Source organism: Odoribacter laneus YIT 12061 (assembly GCF_000243215.1).
Classification (GTDB): Bacteria; Bacteroidota; Bacteroidia; order Bacteroidales; family Marinifilaceae; genus Culturomica; species Culturomica lanea.
Genome location: NZ_JH594596.1, coordinates 2,488,115 through 2,505,255, shown reverse-complemented (window position 1 = coordinate 2,505,255; position 17,141 = coordinate 2,488,115). Strand labels below are relative to the sequence as shown.

The 17,141-nt window shown below is 38.1% G+C and carries 15 protein-coding genes, 1 tRNA gene and 1 pseudogene; 10 read left to right on the top strand and 7 right to left on the bottom strand.

The features are described 5' to 3' along the window. Positions 1-64: 64 nt before the first annotated feature. From HMPREF9449_RS10495 to HMPREF9449_RS10480, 4 genes are all read right to left on the bottom strand, one after another. Positions 65-868, bottom strand: a complete 804-nt coding sequence (locus HMPREF9449_RS10495) for a tetratricopeptide repeat protein (protein WP_009137234.1) — start codon at positions 866-868, stop codon at positions 65-67. 697 nt (positions 869-1,565) lie between these two features. Beyond that, positions 1,566-2,093: an STM3941 family protein gene (locus HMPREF9449_RS10490; RefSeq protein ID WP_009137233.1), complete on the bottom strand. Its 528-nt coding sequence runs from the start codon at positions 2,091-2,093 to the stop codon at positions 1,566-1,568. Positions 2,094-2,102: 9 nt separating this feature from the next. Further along, the gene (locus HMPREF9449_RS10485) at positions 2,103-2,642 is read right to left on the bottom strand and encodes a YciE/YciF ferroxidase family protein (RefSeq protein ID WP_009137232.1); all 540 of its coding nucleotides are present in this window, start codon (positions 2,640-2,642) and stop codon (positions 2,103-2,105) included. 24 nt (positions 2,643-2,666) lie between these two features. Further along, positions 2,667-3,164, bottom strand: a complete 498-nt coding sequence (locus tag HMPREF9449_RS10480) for a CinA family protein (protein WP_009137231.1) — start codon at positions 3,162-3,164, stop codon at positions 2,667-2,669. A 266-nt stretch (positions 3,165-3,430) separates the two neighbouring features. Between HMPREF9449_RS10480 and HMPREF9449_RS16865 the strand changes: the two are divergent. Further along, a pseudogene (locus HMPREF9449_RS16865) lies at positions 3,431-3,712 on the top strand (hypothetical protein); the annotation flags it as partial. A gap of 455 nt (positions 3,713-4,167) precedes the next feature. Here the strand turns inward: HMPREF9449_RS16865 and HMPREF9449_RS10470 are convergent. After that, positions 4,168-4,241: transfer RNA gene (locus HMPREF9449_RS10470), tRNA-Ile, on the bottom strand. Between the two features lie 169 nt (positions 4,242-4,410). On the opposite strand from HMPREF9449_RS10470, the gene rlmH reads away from it, so the two are divergent. The 8 genes from rlmH to HMPREF9449_RS10435 all read left to right on the top strand — a co-directional run bounded on the left by rlmH (position 4,411) and on the right by HMPREF9449_RS10435 (position 13,187). Further along, entirely contained in the window at positions 4,411-4,884 is a 474-nt protein-coding gene (gene rlmH, locus HMPREF9449_RS10465) for a 23S rRNA (pseudouridine(1915)-N(3))-methyltransferase RlmH (protein ID WP_009137228.1), read from the top strand. A gap of 29 nt (positions 4,885-4,913) precedes the next feature. After that, a complete protein-coding gene (locus HMPREF9449_RS10460; protein WP_009137227.1) occupies positions 4,914-8,504 on the top strand; it encodes a sensor histidine kinase in 3,591 nt (1,196 codons plus the stop codon). A 12-nt stretch (positions 8,505-8,516) separates the two neighbouring features. Then, positions 8,517-8,675 (top strand): hypothetical protein, encoded by a 159-nt coding sequence (locus HMPREF9449_RS16860; protein ID WP_222704617.1) that lies wholly within the window; start codon positions 8,517-8,519, stop codon positions 8,673-8,675. A 556-nt stretch (positions 8,676-9,231) separates the two neighbouring features. Beyond that, complete coding sequence (locus HMPREF9449_RS10455; RefSeq protein ID WP_009137226.1) at positions 9,232-9,759, top strand: LuxR C-terminal-related transcriptional regulator; 528 nt, start codon at positions 9,232-9,234, stop codon at positions 9,757-9,759. Between the two features lie 157 nt (positions 9,760-9,916). Then, entirely contained in the window at positions 9,917-10,651 is a 735-nt protein-coding gene (locus tag HMPREF9449_RS10450; protein ID WP_009137225.1) for a CDP-alcohol phosphatidyltransferase family protein, read from the top strand. 182 nt (positions 10,652-10,833) lie between these two features. Next, positions 10,834-11,370, top strand: coding sequence for a hypothetical protein (locus HMPREF9449_RS10445; RefSeq protein WP_009137224.1), 537 nt, complete (start codon positions 10,834-10,836; stop codon positions 11,368-11,370). Between the two features lie 33 nt (positions 11,371-11,403). Next, positions 11,404-12,438, top strand: a complete 1,035-nt coding sequence (locus HMPREF9449_RS15935) for a sensor histidine kinase (RefSeq protein ID WP_009137223.1) — start codon at positions 11,404-11,406, stop codon at positions 12,436-12,438. Next, positions 12,435-13,187 carry a LytR/AlgR family response regulator transcription factor gene (locus HMPREF9449_RS10435; protein WP_009137222.1) on the top strand — a complete coding sequence of 251 codons (753 nt, stop codon included), beginning with the start codon at positions 12,435-12,437 and terminating at the stop codon, positions 13,185-13,187. Before HMPREF9449_RS15935 ends, HMPREF9449_RS10435 begins: the two co-directional genes overlap by 4 nt. 54 nt (positions 13,188-13,241) lie before the next feature. Here HMPREF9449_RS10435 and HMPREF9449_RS10430 read toward each other — a convergent pair whose 3' ends face one another. Further along, a complete protein-coding gene (locus HMPREF9449_RS10430) occupies positions 13,242-14,054 on the bottom strand; it encodes an HU domain-containing protein (RefSeq protein WP_009137221.1) in 813 nt (270 codons plus the stop codon). A gap of 62 nt (positions 14,055-14,116) precedes the next feature. On the opposite strand from HMPREF9449_RS10430, the gene galE reads away from it, so the two are divergent. Beyond that, positions 14,117-15,136, top strand: a complete 1,020-nt coding sequence (galE, locus tag HMPREF9449_RS10425) for a UDP-glucose 4-epimerase GalE (protein ID WP_009137220.1) — start codon at positions 14,117-14,119, stop codon at positions 15,134-15,136. Between the two features lie 108 nt (positions 15,137-15,244). On the opposite strand, the gene glmS is transcribed toward galE, so the two are convergent. Continuing rightward, a complete protein-coding gene (gene glmS / locus HMPREF9449_RS10420; protein ID WP_009137219.1) occupies positions 15,245-17,083 on the bottom strand; it encodes a glutamine--fructose-6-phosphate transaminase (isomerizing) in 1,839 nt (612 codons plus the stop codon). Positions 17,084-17,141 lie beyond the last annotated feature (58 nt).

Sequence of the window (17,141 nt, the reverse complement as noted above, 5' to 3'; positions counted from 1 at the left end):
GAAGAGATAGGAGACCGGGCGAAAAGTAGAAATTTCGCTCTATCTCCTTTTATATTTTGAACGATTATTCTAATTCTTTTTTTAGTATTTCTGCTTTAGCGTTGCACTGGTCTGCCTTGGCCTGTTCGCCTTTGTTTTTATATAAATCTGCTAAAAGATAAAATGAATATATCAACGGACGAATATAATTACACCGTTCGTATATATTTTCGCACAACTCTTGTAAAATCTCGACTGATTTCAGATAACACTTTTCAGCTTTAGAGTAATCGTGTAAATGCGATTCGTAAAGTTCTCCCAGGTTTCTTTGAAATTGGGCTGTTCCGGAACGATATCTATAGATGTCCTCTCGGTCGAATTCTGCTCTTGTCTTAAGTGCTGCCAAATACATTTGTTCTGCTTGGACGGGGCGTTTCATATCGAAGTACAAATTACCCAGTCTCCACTCCATAACGGATACATCTTCACTGAAAATCAGCCAATTCGTTTGGGCTAGCATTTTGTATATTTCCAACATTCGGAATAACATTTGTTCGGAACACTCTAAGCGATTGGTGCGATTATAAAGCTCCAATAATTTTCCCAGTACGCTGATTTTGTCGAGCGGTATATTTTGTTTACGGCCGCTGTAGTTTTCGTAATATTCTAGTGCTTTTAAAAGCAATTTTTCTATTTTATCGTATTCTTCACTTTTTTCCCAGTAGAGGGAAGCCAAATAATAGTAGGATTCTGCTAATTTCGGCAGATAAGTATTGGGTCTTTTAGTGATCTTTTGTTTATAACGGATAATGTTTTCTTCCGTATTTTTTATCCTTTCTTCATCGGGGGTGAGTTGGCATTTAGCTGGAGATTGTAGCTTTTGTTTCATAATAATATCCGATTTTAATTGATAAAAATATGTCCCTTGTATCCCAATAGACACTGCTCTTATTTTGCTTTTGTGCCGGAGTCTGATCCGTTTATCATACAAATATACGACTTTTTGTTTTGCGTTATAATTGGGGAACATATTCTCTGGAAAGATCCGGCTGAGAGAAGGATGAATAAATTTTTCAGATAAGTTTCGGAGACCTTGGGAATCCGATCTTTTGATTCGGAATAAAATACTCTATTTTTTCATTGACTTTTTGGTAGGAAGCTATAAATCGGTAATAGGTACGGAATAATTTGAAATTTTCATTTTTGTTTAACGGTTGTTTCTCCCTATTGGGGGGTAGATTAGAAAAATGGCAAGAGAAAAGTTAGAAAGGATGGTGGGAAAGATGCCATTGTATGGCAAAAGTGGGAACAAGCGACAGAGGAAAAGAGAGTAGTTACCTGAAATTTATACAAACACCTTCAGCCTTCGTCTTCCCTGTAACGGGCCTAATCTCATTGTCCAGTTTGAAAAATAAACATTTTGGATAGAAACAGTAGAATAGAATCAACAAGGGCAGATTTTATTGTCAAATTTCTGATGATTTGTCGTTTTTTTCTTGCTTTTTGTCCGTAAGCCTGCCACCTACCCTCGTGATTTAAAAAATTCGATGAGAAGCTATGCTGAATAAACTTTAGCTTGTGGGTTTCTACCAATCCTTAAACGGTGTTTGTAATAATTTTGTCCTGGTAATAAAATCAGCTTTTCTCAAGCTATTTATCATCCGGATCAATTGAGCAGAATTGATTTCCAGGATCCCGGTTCGTATGTATATGGCTTTTACATTTTGTAATTCGTACCACCTATCAAAGCGGTGAAACCAAGTAGGATAAATCAAGGTGGGTTTATAATCTCTGTCAATCAAAAGGCAAACAAAGAATTGTCCTCTGTAATAGAAATCGCTAACCTGACGAATAGCTTTCCATTCTATTTCTTCCCGGATAACGGACAATTCTGTGATCCCATTTTCTGTTAGAATGAGATAAGGTTTCCGGTCAAACCAAGTACCGATACCGAATATCAGGCACAAACCTGCTAAGATAATAAAACTCCACCCTGCAGTTGTATTATCCGTATATTGCAGGAATAACCAGCCGGCAATAGCAAGTATCGGGCTCAGGAAAGTTATGAGGATGGCTTTCTTTACCGACTGATATATCACGATCTTGCTATCCATCTGTAGATTTTATTCCTTAACTGCTTCCTCGTTTACCTGGTCTTCTGCCACCATTGTAAGCGATATATCTGTATTTTTCTCTTGGTCCAGAATCTTCTGCAGCAATTCCGCAACCTTTGTCTCACCCATCTGCTTGGCGAATTCTACCAGAGTTCCATAGGAAGCTATTTCATAGTGTTCGGTTTTTTGTCCTGCCAACACCAGACCTGCATCACGGGTATAAGAGTCTTTGTCCGTATCTTCGATTATCGCTTCTGCTTCTTTTATCAGACCGTCCATCGCTTCACATTTTTTGGCTTTGGCTTTCTCTCCCATCAGTTCAAATACTTGTTCCAGCATCCGGATTTGGCCTTCCGTTTCCTTTGTATGCTTTTCGAAAGCACTTGCCAGTTTTTTACTTGTTGCGGCTTTCATCATTTTAGGTAATGCTTTGTATAAAGCTTGTTCTGCCCAATAGATATCCTTCAATTGGTCTACGAAGAATTCTCTGAATTTACGATTCTCCATCTGGGGAGCAGTTTCTTTTTGGTTTTTACTTTTTGTTTCCATCGTTTTCTCTTTTTAATGAATTAATTAATCTAATATTTTCAAAAACATCTGTAATGCCCGATTAGAGGCTTGCCGTATTATTTCCTGACGGTCTCCGCTAAACAGAAAACGTTTGGCATGTATTTCCCCTTTCATCTTAACGGCAATCCATATTGTACCAACGGGATTCTCGTCCGAACCTCCCTCCGGACCTGCATACCCGGTAGTGGCAATGGAACAGGGGCACTTCAATACTTGACAGGCTCCATAGACCATTTGCTCTGCGATAGGTTGGCTGACTACTCCATATTTTTCCAAATCCTGGCTTTCGACTCCCAATATCTTCTTTTTAACTTCCTCGGAATAAGAGATGATCCCTCCGATAAAATGTTCCGAACTCTCAGGCTCTGAAGCAAGCATATTGGCAATACGTCCTCCGGTACAACTTTCCGCTGTCCCTACAGTCAGCTGATACTCGGCTAACTTTTTGCCTGCTTGCTTCAATAAGGCAATTTCATCGTCATCTAAATAATGAATTTTCATATTCCTGACTGTTGGACATATTTGTCGATCGCTGTACGGGTGTTATTCTCCTCTATTATTTTAACGTATCCGGTAAGGAACAGGTTGAGTGCTTGCTAATTAAACTTACTTATTTTGCGTAAATAAATGAGAAGCTTATCAGATATATGAGTATCCAATTCCCCTTTTTAGCGATAAAAGGGGAATCGAAAATATTTTTCTTTCCGCTTTCTTCTTATACTACAAAATGCCCCGGCATTAGATTCAGAGGAACAGGTATGATTGGGGGAGGAGTCAGGCCCAAAGGTGTGGACCCGATAAATACTACGTATCCTACATTTAGTAGAAGTATAAAGTTTATGGACTTCTATCCGTTTGCTGATATTGAAACGATCACATCACGTTTGAGGCTTTTTATTACAGGTGAAGATGCTCATTCGTACGAATTCAGGGAAGATGCCTACTGGTTTGCTGCCGAACCGAAAGAATTGTATGTTGTCCCCGATGTAGGACATGTGGATTTTTACGATTGTGTAATCCTTATCCTCTTAGATAAACTGGAGACTTTCAAATGGGCACCCCTTCCCAGGGAGACAAAATACAAGTTCAGGTATATGCAATCAATACCCGGAGCGGTCACGCATCCAACCGTCAGCTTTTTGTCACTTCTATTTCCGGACTCAGCGGAGAAGTAGCAGGAAACTGACAAATTAAATAACTGAATTTTTATAAAGAAAGGAGGCAACAATGGCAACCAATTGGAAAACGACATTGTGGGACATCATTCTGACCATCCTGACGCTGGGAATCTCTCACATCCAAAAGCGCAAAAAAAGGTTAGAAGAGGAGGGAAACAAAAAATCCACAAAGCAGCTCTCCGAAAACTAATCATTTACCTTGATTGTGTGTATAAGCGGCTGGTTAGAGCCGCTTATTTTTTACTTTACGTTTTGCAAATGTTTTGCAATTTGTTAAACTATAAAACCCAACTATCTTATTTACAGATAGTTGGGTTTTGGAATCGTGGTCCCACTTGGGCTTGAACCAAGGACGCCCTGATTATGAGTCAGGTGCTCTAACCAACTGAGCTATGGGACCTACACTCGCGTGTGTTAAGGATTTCACTCTTTAACGGGTGCAAATATAGGGATAAAATCCGGTTTTTTGCAAAGGATGTAAGAAAAAAATGTTACTTTCGTTCGCAATGAATAGAAAATGAATAGGTTTCAGGCAGGAGGAATGTTGAATAGGGATTAACGGAATAAGAATGAAGATTTGTTTATTGGTAATCGGTAAGACGGATGCGGCTTATATAAGAGCGGGCATAGAGGAATATGAGAAACGGATGGGAAAGTATGTAAATTATGAAATGAAAGTGCTGTCGGATGTGAAAAACAGCAAACATATGAGCGAGGAGGTACAGAAAGAAAAAGAGGGGGAATTATTGTTGGAGCAATTGCAGACGGGGGATTTTGTTGTCTTATTGGATGAAAAAGGAAAACAATTGAATTCAGTAGAATTTTCCACTTATGTGGCACAGAAAATGCAGTTGGGGATAAAACGGATGGTTTTTATTATAGGAGGACCTTATGGATTTACGGGAAAGGTCTACGAAAGGGGAAATGATAAAATCTCTTTGTCTAAAATGACATTTTCACATCAGATGGTAAGAATGATATTTATAGAACAATTGTATCGGGCAATGACCATCTGGAAAGGCGAACCCTATCATCATCTTTGAAGAAGAGCAAAATTGTAAGTAAAAAATAAATGAAAAGAGCATTATTCGTTTTTACTGCCGGGATTTTTCTTCTGCTGGGAGTGGTCTCGTGGGAATATATCTTTGATCGTCAGCAGCTGGATAGTTGGGCGGGACATTTTGAGAAACGCTTGCACCAAAAAGAGATAGAAGCGGATGAAATGCTTTTGCAGTTTAAAGATACAGTAGATATTAACGGGTACGACTGGGATGAAGATTTAATATTTGTAGGATTCAAAAATAAGAAAATTTTTTTCTGGACAAATGAGATTGTAGGGATGGACGGTTTGTATGAGGAGTTGACTACGAATGAAAAATTTTTAAAAATCAACAATGCTTTTTATGAGGTAAGAAAAAAGGCTTATGAGGATACGGAGTATTTTGCACTTTTGCATATTAAAGATAGTTATCCTTATAAAAATAAATATGTAAAAAACCAATTTGGTCAGTTTTTAGGAGTAGGTCGGGAGAATGCTGATAATATTAGTGTAAAGCGTTTTGCTGCTGACGATGAACCGGTCATTGTCAATAAAGAAGGAGAAAAACTTTTTTATATCGAACATAATGAAGATTTTAAAGACCGTTCTGTAAATTATGTTTTTGTATTCTGCTATTTTTTGGTTTTTTTGAGTCTTTTTTATATTTATGACCAGCTATTATCTGCTGCCGCTTCTTTGCGGATTCAATTGCTGTATATTGTAGGTTTTGTTCTTTTTTTGTGGGGATTACGGTACGTTATGCTGATGAATGAGGTCCCGGCTTCTATTTATCGGTTACCTATTTTTGATAAAAGTATTGTGCAGGGAGGATTGGTTTTTTCTATTGGAGATTTGATGCTGTCAGCTTTTTCTATTGTTCAGGTTTTATATATCACTTTTGCCAATTTAAAAATCAATTATCAGAGTGCAAAATTAAAGCGTTTCCGCTATGTAATTCTATGTGGCTTTTTGCTTTTTACTTTTTTATATGTTTCTTTTTTGAACTATTCTATTGGTTCTTTGATAGAGTCGACAGATGTACATATGAATATTGCCCGGGTGGTGAATGTAGGACTTACTTCTATATTGGCTTTTGTGTCTATTATTATGGGGGGCTTGGGGCTGATTATTATTGTCGACGGGGCTGTCGGTATTGTAAAAGTTCTGCTCCCGATAAGAGTTGTTTTGTATATAAGCGTGTTTATTTTGGGATTCTTAGCTTTGTGTTGTTTTGTCTTAGATGCTGACATGAATGGGTGGGGCTGTGTGTTTGTGTTGTTTTTATACATTTTGCTTATATTGAATCGGTATTGGGTGAAACGGGATGTGCAGCGGAGTGTTTATATGTTGATTATGGCCTTGCTGTCTATCTATCTGGTATTAGTAGCTAAAAAATATGAGCAATATAGAGAGTTGACACAAAGAGCGGGTTATGCGACGGAATTGATTGAAGAAAGGGATTATAATTTTGAAAACAAATTAATTGAGATTAGTGCGCAAATAAATGATTCAGAAATAATTGCAGATTTTGTTGCCAATTATAATGAGGAATTTTTAAAAATGTGCTTGACTGACGATTTATTGGACCTAAAAGGTTATAATTATGTTTCAGAAATTACTTTATGCCGGGGGAACGATAGTTTATGGGTAGAACCGGATAATGTCTTATACGGTTGTCAGGAGTATTTCAATGAGTTGATTGGAAACCATTGCATTCAAATCGAGCATTCGGATTTTTATGCTATCACGGAATTTGACGGTTTTGTATCTTATATCGGTCGTTTTGAATTTGGGGATGTAGTTTTATATTTGCGGTTTGATTCAACAAAAGATAGTGAGGGAGCAGGTTATCCCCAGATTTTATCCCGCAAATCGATTGAAGGCGAAAATATAATTTATCCTTATTCTTATGCTAAATATAGAAACGGCCAATTGATTTATTCTTCGGGGGACTTTAATTATTATAAATCTTTAGACTTTTTCGGGAAATACAATGGAAACATCGATATTATTGAAAAAGACGATTATTCTCATATGCTTATCCCTGTAGATGAAGATTCTACATTAGTAATGAGTCTTTCTGATAGTATATTTTCGTTGTATTATGTCAATGTATTATACGCTTTTTTTATTTGTATCCTTCTTTCTTCCTATGGTTTGTTTTTCAGTCGGAATTACACGATAAATTTCAGACGGGGCACATTAAAAGCTAAAATCAAAAATAGCATCGTATCTTTAATATTCAGTTTGTTCGTGATTTTGACGGCTTTATCGATTACTTTGAATACAAAAAGTTTTGAAAAACGACACAATGCTAAGGCCATGGAATTTTTGAAATTCATCAATAAAGAGCTGGAGCGTTTGGATTGTGTTGAATACCTGGAGTGTCCGGACATTTTGAATGTATTGGTGGAATTGTCAGAAGTACTCAAGATTGATATAAACATATATTCTCAGCAGGGGATGTTAGTGGCTACTTCCCGTCCTGAAATTTTCAGCACTGGTTTTAATGGCTATCTGGTGAATGCCAAAGCTTTGGAACGAATTGCGGGACAGGGAGCCATGAGTTATGTGAATAAAGGACATATAGGAGAGTTGGATTATATGTCTGCTTATATGCCGTTGGTTTTAGAGAACGGGAAGTCGTATATTATCAATGTACCTTATTTTACTCAAAATGATGAGTTAAATACGGATATTGTGATTATGGTAATCATTGCCATCAATATAGCCATTGTTGTGATGGTATTGGCTTTTATTCTTTCGGGAATTGTTGCGGAGAGAGTGACGAAACCTTTGCAGTTGGTAAACGATAAGCTGAAACAAATGCGTGTCGGAGGGAAAAATGAAAAGATTGATTACGACCAACAGGATGAGGTCGGAAGGCTTGTAAGAGAATACAACAATATGGTAGAAAAGCTGGAAGAAAATATAAATCAGTTAGCGAGGTCTGAAAGAGAGAGTGCCTGGCGTGAGATGGCCCGGCAGATTGCCCACGAAATTAAAAATCCTCTCACTCCGATGAAGTTGAATATTCAGTTTATGCAACGTTCTTTACAAGTGGAGGATCCGCAGGAGTTTAAACAACGATTTAAAGATATTTCGACTGTATTGATAGAGCAGATCGATAATATGGCTTCGATTGCATCTGCCTTTTCGGATTTTGCAAAAATGCCTGTATCTCAGAAGGAGGTGTTTGATATCAGTGAAATGGTAAGTAATGCAGTAGTGTTGTTTGAAAAAAATGTAGACCGCTTAATCTATACTATAGAACCCGATATAAAAGTATGGGCGGATAAAGAACAAGTCTATCGGGTAGTCATTAATGTATTGAAAAATGCTGTGCAGAGTATTCCGGAAGAGAGAGAGGGGAAAGTTGAAGTAAGTGTTTCCCGGGTAGAAAGCAAGGTGATCATCCGTGTAAAAGACAATGGTTGCGGTATCCCGGCCGAATTAAAAAATAAGATCTTTGAACCGAACTTTACGACAAAAACCAGTGGAATGGGATTGGGATTGGCGATTTCCCGGCGAATTATGGAAAGTATGGAGGGGACGATTGAATTCAAAAGTCTGGACGTAGGTACGGAATTTATAATCACCTTAGAAGCCGTAAGAATAAAATAGTAACACTTGGGGATGGCGGAAAGTATTGTTTCTAAAGCAATAGGTTTAATTTATTCTCTTTTCTCCGGTCGTTTGTGTTTTTCAGTCGGACGTTCCTCTCGCTTTTCTGTCAGCTCAGGCTTTGTTAAAATACCAAAACTTTTTCCTTTTAGCCGGGCAAAGCTTGGCTAAGGTCGGTAGACAAAGGGTATTTTTTCACACTTCGTCTTCGCACAGAGAGACGTACGTTCCTGCTATGATTGAAAAACACCAACGGCCTCCGATGCCCGCTAAATCCTCTTCTTCCCTTCGCTCGTTGCCACTCCAACACACTTTCCCGAAATAAGGCAGAGGAATACCTAAGAAAAAAGAGAAAAGCAAAATAAACTTGGATTTAAATAAAGACCGGGCGGTTTATTTCATAAGGTATTTAGTTCTTATTTTATTGGCGGTTTGATCCCGAAACTTTTAATTCAGGAGTGGGATGAATGAATCTATAAAATAGCAAAAAAGGTCCGTCCCTCTGGTTAAATGGATAGGCATTGTATCCGGTGGGAGGGAAATATTTCGATAGGAAAATTTAGCTCTATGCTTTTACAGATATTGATTAACTGTATAGAATTGAAACTAATTTTATATATTTGTAAGGTTGTCAAATAGGGAGATATACATTGTATTGTGTAGAATTGAAATAACAAACAACATCAAAGCAATAAGAAAATATTAATTGTATCACAGGAAAGCGGTTATGTTATTTCAGTTTATTATTATAGGGGTAATTGTTCTGACTGCTTTAATCGTTGGGTGGTGGTTATATCGGAGAGTACATGCGCCTTCGGTACCGGAAAAAACCGTTGCCGTTGAAAGTTTTGTACCTTTTTTACGTTTGACGGCAGAAGATTTGATAAAACTGGCCAATGCAGCATATATGGAGCAGTTGGATACTTTGATAAAAGAATCGGATGTAGCCAACCGAATGCCTGTTTTTTATCAGAATTATCAGGAATTAAACAAGAAAAATAGAGAAGCTTACTTCCAAAATTTATTGGATGTTCTGCGGAAAGATAAAAAAGAGTATATTGATAACTTATTGAATAATCGTTCGGATATTTCTACCCAAGAAATTTTGTTATTGATTTTAATGAAATCGGGTGTGAGTAATAAAGCGATTGCTAAAGTTTTATTTATTACGCCCGATACCTTGAAGAAGAGAAAATCACGTTTGAAAAGTAAGATGCAGAAGAATGAGCAGGGGGACCTGAAACAGGAGGAATAAAAATATGCCGGAAAATGAGTAAAAAAAGTTACTTTCTATAAGTGTTAGAAATAGTTTTTACGTAGAAAACAAAAGAAGATTGATTTACTTGCCGCCCGGGCGGAGTCGTAGCATAGGAGTGAAGAATTAGAACAGAAAAATACTAGATGCAAAGAAAATGAAAAAACATATTCCCAATCTGATTACCGGTTTGAATGCTCTATCCGGTAGCGTAGCCCTGTTTATAGCAATGTACGGCTATGCTGAACTAGCTGCTGTTTTTATTTTGTTAGGAATGTTTTTTGATTTTTTTGATGGGCTGACAGCTCGTTTGTTGCATGTGAAATCGGAAATGGGTAAAGAATTGGATTCTTTAGCGGATATTATCAGCTTTGGAGTAGCTCCTGCTTTTTTAGCGCATTTGCTTTTACGAGATATTGTCTTTATGGGTGGGGAAGGAAATATTTTAGATGTCGGGATAGGACAGCAGTTCCTGCTTTTTTCTCCTGTACTTATTCCTTTTTTTTCTGCCTTTCGTTTAGCTAAGTTTAATTTAGATGTCCGGCAGAGCCATTCTTTTATTGGAATGCCTGTTCCGGCCCATGCTTTGTTTTGGGTAGCGTTGATTTTTGCAGCCCGTTATTTACCGGAAATTTATGCTGCATTTTTCGGAAACGCATGGGTACTCGTCGCTTGTATAATTATTTTGTCCTTATTATTAATTAGTGAATTACCGATGTTTTCATTGAAGATTTCCGGTTGGGGATGGAAAGAAAACAAAATCCAGTATCTTTATTTCCTGACTTTAATTGGAATCGCTCTGATCGGCGGCTTATCTGTCATTCTCTTTATTATTCCTCTTTATATCCTTTTCTGTGTCGTAAATGCTTTGATCAATGTGGTAAAAAGATAAATTTGCCGGCAAAGAAGGGGTGAGAAAACAGTCAGAAAAGAAAAAGGGAGGGAAGAGAAAATTACCGTTTGTCTGTTGAGAAGACCCTTTCAGTCGTGTAAAAGTACGGTTCTGCAATTCTGATTTAGAAGAGTTATTTTTATTCTGTTCCTTTGGGTGTTATTCATTTAAATTAAAAAACTATGAATCAAAAAGACAAAGGAAGAGGGACTTTTATATGGAGAGTCAGTTCGGCCCATGTGATTGCTTACTTTATTGCAGGTGTGTTTGCTCTCGTTTTTATGAATTACAAAGTTCATTATTCTTCTGAGGCGCTTTCGTTATTCATGCGTCCTCTTAGTTCCCCTTGGGTGGGTATAGGACCTGCATTGCAAATTTTCAGAGGAGTAATCATTGCTTTGGTGTTGTTACCGATCCGGAGTTTTATTTTTACAAAGTACGGATATATAAAGCTGATGTGGCTTATATTTGGTTTTTGTTCTGTTTCTACAATCGGTCCTACTCCGGGTTCTTTTGATGGGTTTATTTATACAGTTTTACCTGTCTACTATCACTTATTAGGTATGCCGGAAACACTTTTATATATCTTTTTGTTTACGGGAATATTGGCATTTTGGTATAGGTGGGAAAAGAAATATATGGCCTGGATTTCCGTTATGGGGGTTATATTGATTATTACTATGGGGATTATGGGTTTCAAAAATATGCTACAAGTGTAAATACATGAAATTTTTTGTCGTAAATTTATATCAATGAAAAATCGTAAAAAACTAAAAGTTTTTGGTGGGGCCTTCCTTTTCAGCCTTGCATTTACTCTTTCTATCCGGATGGGACAGGGGGGAGCTCTTCTGAGTACTTCTGTCTGGATTTTTACGGCAACGAATTTTCTGACGGTCCTGTGTGTTGTTATTCTCTTTCATAAAATCTTGGTGGATAATGCACATAAATCTGTGCGGCAGTTAAAAAAACAAATGCTTCCTTCGTTTGTTTTCTTTTTAGTCGTCACTGTCTTTTTATCTTTGCTACTCTATAGTTTAGGGGTCTATATCCTGTATTTGACAGAGGGGTGGAGGATAGATAACTATTTGAAAATCTTGTTTCAACGTGATATTCCGAATACTTATGTCCCTTTAGCCATCGGTTTATTTTTTGCTTCTATCGTATTTTTTTATACGACCTGGCGGCAGGCTATAGAAAGAGAACAACGCTTACAGGAAGAGAAGTTAAAATATAAATACAGAACCCTTAAAACTCAGGTCAACCCGCATTTCCTGTTCAATAGTTTAAATACATTGTCGGAAGTCATCTACGAAGATGTGAAAAAAGCGGACCATTATATTCAAAAATTGGCAGGGATATACCGGTATATTTTGGATAATGAGGAGACTGATTTGATTTCTTTGAGCGAAGAGATTGATTTCGTGAAGCAATATTTTAGTTTGCAACAGGAAAGACTTGGCAATAAAATAGAATTGGAAATAGCGTGTGAAAATGCAGATAAATTTAAAGTAATCCCTATATCTTTACAAATTCTTGTAGAAAATGCATTAAAACACAATGTTGCCTCAGAGGAAAATCCGTTGAAAATAAAAATTTGTACGGTTGAGGGTAAATATATAATTGTTTCTAACAGAATACAGAAAAAGAATATATTAAAAGATGCCCGAGGAACAGGGTTGGCTAATTTAAAAGAAAGGGTCAAACTGATTATGGGAGAAAATTTGTTTATCGATCAGGCCAATAATCAGTTTTTAATTCAATTACCTATTATTCGGACTTGCTCATGAAGGTACTAATTGTAGAAGACGAACGATCTGCCGCTCAAAAACTGATCCGCTTACTGAAGGAAGTGGATCCGCATATTCAGGTTATAGCTGTTTTGGCGTCGGTAGAAGAGACGACGGTTTGGTTTCACCGGAATCCCAACCCGGATTTAATATTTATGGATATTCAACTTGAAGATGGGATAAGTTTTGAAATTTTTGAAAATTGTGAAATTCAAATTCCTGTAATTTTCACGACGGCTTATGACGAATATACTTTGAAAGCTTTTAAGGTGAACAGTGTAGATTATCTTTTAAAACCGGTTTCGGGGGAGGAATTGAGAAAAGCAATGGATAAGTTTTATCTCTTTCATGCTCAAAAAATAGATTATGCTGGGCTGAAAACAATCATCAGACAATTTCAGCCGATAGTAAAAGAACGGTTCCTGATTAAGATCGGAGAACATTACAAGTCTGTCGCGACCACTGCAATATGTGCTTTTTATATTTTAGAAAGAAATGTATTTATTTTTACGGATACGGGAAAAAATTATCCTCTTGATTATTCTCTTGATAAAATTGAGCAAATGATAGATTCCCATTTATTTTTTCGGGTAAACCGGAATTTTATTGTTTATTTTTATGCTATTCAGGATGTCATTGCTTATTCATCAAAGAGGCTGAAGATTATTTTATATAACTGGGAAGGAAGAGAGGAGATCGTAGTGAGTCGTGAACGGGTAACGGCATTTAAAAGATGGATGGACAGATAAGGTCGGGGAACGACTTAAAAGTTATTGGGGCCGTCTGGTGTTTTTGTAAAAGAATCAAATATCGGCGTCAATTAGCGGATCGTAGGAGACGTAATCGTAGTCGGGAGAGATTTTGATGCTTTGAGCCTGCATAAAGGAGGTTTCCGATTCGGAAGAAGCGGGTAAAGGTTGTAGTGTAGAAGTGCTGGTAATAAATGTGCTGTCTTTTACTTTTTTGAATTGAACCCATCCTATTTGAGTCGTTACGACGACACCGGCAAGAACTGCGGCGGCGGCACCATATTTCAGGGAACGTTGCAACCAGTTGCCGGAGTTTGCATTGATATAAGTAGTAGAAACCGGTACGGGAGAAAGTTCGACTTGACGAATTTTCTTTGTACGGGCAGGAAAACGGAGGGCTTCTATTTTTTCCATACCTAAGGCGGCCGCTAAAAAGTTTTTTCCGGCCGGTTCAAATAAAATATGGAAGCGTCGGTCTGTATAAAAGCTGCCGATATCTCCAAAATCGACTTTTTCTCGCTGATTTAAACGAATTTTTAAGTCTTCACAGAAAAATTCGATTTGTTTAATGGCTTTATCGTAAGGAATATTTTCCTTGCAAACAATCCAATTTGCGAGTAAGCCGTCGTTGAGGGTAAGGTTGCGATTGAACAATATCGTCTTGGAAGGCGGATAAATCAATCCGTTCTTTTCATCTACATAGGCACTTTGGTAATTACAGATAAATCCGCCGAAATCGGGGATGATTACGCAATCGTGCAAAAAGAGCAAATCCGATATGTATTCTATATATCTATGCATATTGCAAAAGTAGGAAAAAGAAGTAGAATGTCCATACTTATCGGTGGGGTTTTTAGAGATTTTCATATTTTATTATTTACTTTGCAGTGATTTACAGTGAGAATGTTAATCTTATAAATTTTTGTACGATGAAAATATTTGTTACAGGAGGTACCGGTTATATCGGATCTCACACCGTGGTTGAGCTCCAACAAAGCGGTTTTGAAGTGGTAATTGTAGATAATCTTTGTAATTCCAATATTCAGGTTTTGGATGGAATCGAAAAAATTACAGGTATTCGCCCCGAATTTGAACAATTTGATTTGACGGATGCGGAGGCTACCCGGGATTTTTTTGCCCGTCACAAGGATATCCGTGCAGTTATCCATTTTGCAGCTTTAAAGGCTGTGGGAGAATCGGTAGAAAAACCGTTGGAATATTATAGAAATAACCTGAATTCTATGATGAATGTTTTGGCATCTATGCGAGAATTCGGAGTGAAAAATCTGGTTTTTTCTTCCTCTTGTACTGTATACGGACAAGCAGATGTATTGCCGGTGACGGAACAGACGCCGCGGAAGCAAGCGGAATCTCCTTATGGGAATACCAAAGCGATGTGTGAAGATATTATGCGGGATTTGGCAAAGGTAGAAAAGGAAATGAACCTGATCGCTTTGCGTTATTTTAATCCGATAGGAGCTCATCCTTCTGCTAATATAGGGGAGTTGCCCAATGGAGTGCCCAATAATTTAATTCCTTATCTGACTCAGACGGTAGCCGGTATACGGGAACAGCTCAGTGTTTTCGGAGATGACTACAATACTCCGGATGGTACTCCGGTGAGGGATTATATTGACGTAGTGGATTTAGCGAAAGCTCATGTGATTGCTATACGGCGACTGATTGAAGGTAAAAACAAAGCGAATTACGAATATTTTAACATTGGTACCGGAAAGGGAGTTTCCGTATTGGAGTTAATCCATACTTTTGAAAAAGCCACAGGAAAGAAAGTGAATTATAAAATTACAGGCCGTCGTGCTGGAGATATTGAAAAAGTTTGGGCAGATACTTCCTTAGCGAATCAGGAATTGGGTTGGAAAGCGCAGATACCTTTAGTTGAAACCCTGACCAATACATGGAGATGGCAGGAAAAATTGGATAGAAAATAGTTTGTTATTTTAAAATGAAAACGTTCGGAAAGACAACGTAAATTTAATAGAAGAATGGGAGCCAACTCATTTATCACAAATGAGTTGGCTTTCCCATTTTTATAAGTATTATTCCACCGTTACTGATTTTGCCAGATTACGGGGCATGTCTACGTTGCAGCCGCGTAATACCGCAATATGGTATGAAATGAGTTGCAAAGGGATAACGGTGAGTAAAGGAGATAGGGATTCCAGTGTATCGGGAATTTCAATCGTCTGTTGGGCGATATCTTTTACAATTTCGTCTCCGGGGTTGATCAGAGCGATTACGTTTCCCTTGCGGGATTCGACTTCTTTGATATTGGAGACGATTTTTTCGTAATAGGTGTCCCGGGTGGCAATCACAAATACCGGCATTTTTTCATCTATCAGAGCGATGGGGCCGTGTTTCATCTCTGCGGCGGGATATCCTTCGGCATGTATATAAGAAATTTCTTTCAGCTTTAGGGCTCCTTCCAGGGCTACGGGATACTGACATCCCCGGCCGAGATAAATGGCATTCGGACAATCTTTGAGGAGGAGTGTCAATTGCTGAATCTCTTCGTCTTTTTTCAATATCTCATTAATTTTGTTTGGCAAGTGATAGAGCTCCTGAATATAGTTCCGGTATTTTTCATCGGAAAGCAAACCTTTTTTATGCCCGATTGAAAGAGCTAACATGGTGAGGACGGCAATTTGTGCTGTAAATGCTTTTGTAGAGGCAACGCCGATTTCTGGTCCCGCATGGGTATATACGCCTGCGTCTGTTTCCCGGGCGATACCGGAACCGACGACATTGCAGATCCCTAAGACGGTAGCGCCTTTTTCTTTAGCTAAGCGGACAGCAGCTAATGTATCGGCCGTTTCTCCGCTTTGCGAAATAGCAAGTACGATGTCTTTTTCCCGTATAATGGGATTCCGGTAACGAAATTCGGAGGCATATTCCACTTCTACCGGGATTCCGGCTAGTTCTTCTAACAGGTATTCTCCTACCAGACCGGCATGCCAGGAAGTGCCGCATCCTACAATTATAATTCTGTCGGCTTGAAGAAGCTTGGGGAGCATTTCACTGATTCCTCCCAGAAATATTTCTGAAGCTTCCAGATTTACCCGTCCTCGTATTGTATCCCGAATGGAGTATACCTGTTCGAATATTTCTTTCAGCATAAAATGGGGGAAACCGCCCTTTTCGATCTTTTCGATATCCAGGTCGACCTGCTGAATGTCGGGAGCCAGCATATCATTATTGCGGGTTTTCAACGTGAGACCGTCTTTTCTCAGTACAGCCATGTCATCATCGTTCAGATAAATGACGTTTTTTGTATATTCGATAATCGGAGTGGCATCCGAGGCCGCAAAATATTCTCTGTTCCCGACTCCTATCACCAAAGGACTTCCTTTACGGGTTGTAATTAATTTATCCTGCTCATCACTGCACATAATGACCAGTCCATAGGCTCCTACTACTTTTGTTAAAGCCAAACGTACAGCGGTTTCTGCATCTATTCCTCCTTTTAAGTAAATATATTCGATCAAATTGACCAATACTTCCGAATCTGTTTCACTTTTAAAAGAATACCCTCTTCGGGTCAATTTTTCTTTTAATACCATGTAATTTTCAATAATTCCGTTGTGTATTAAACAGAATTTTCCATTCATAGAGGTATGAGGATGGGCGTTTACATCATTGGGTTCTCCGTGGGTTGCCCAGCGCGTATGTCCCATGCCGCTATGGGCATGGGTATTTATTTCCTGGAGTTTTTTTTCCAGATCTTGTACTCTTCCTTTTGTTTTGTATACATGAATCTGGTGATTGTTGATCAAGGCGATGCCGGCTGAATCATATCCTCTGTATTCCAAGCGTTTTAGTCCGGATAAAAGAATAGGGCAAGCTTCTCTTTCCCCAATATAAGCTACAATTCCACACATAAAAGTTAGTTGTTAGTAAATAAAAAAAATGTTGAAGTAAGTTCTATAATAAAAAAAA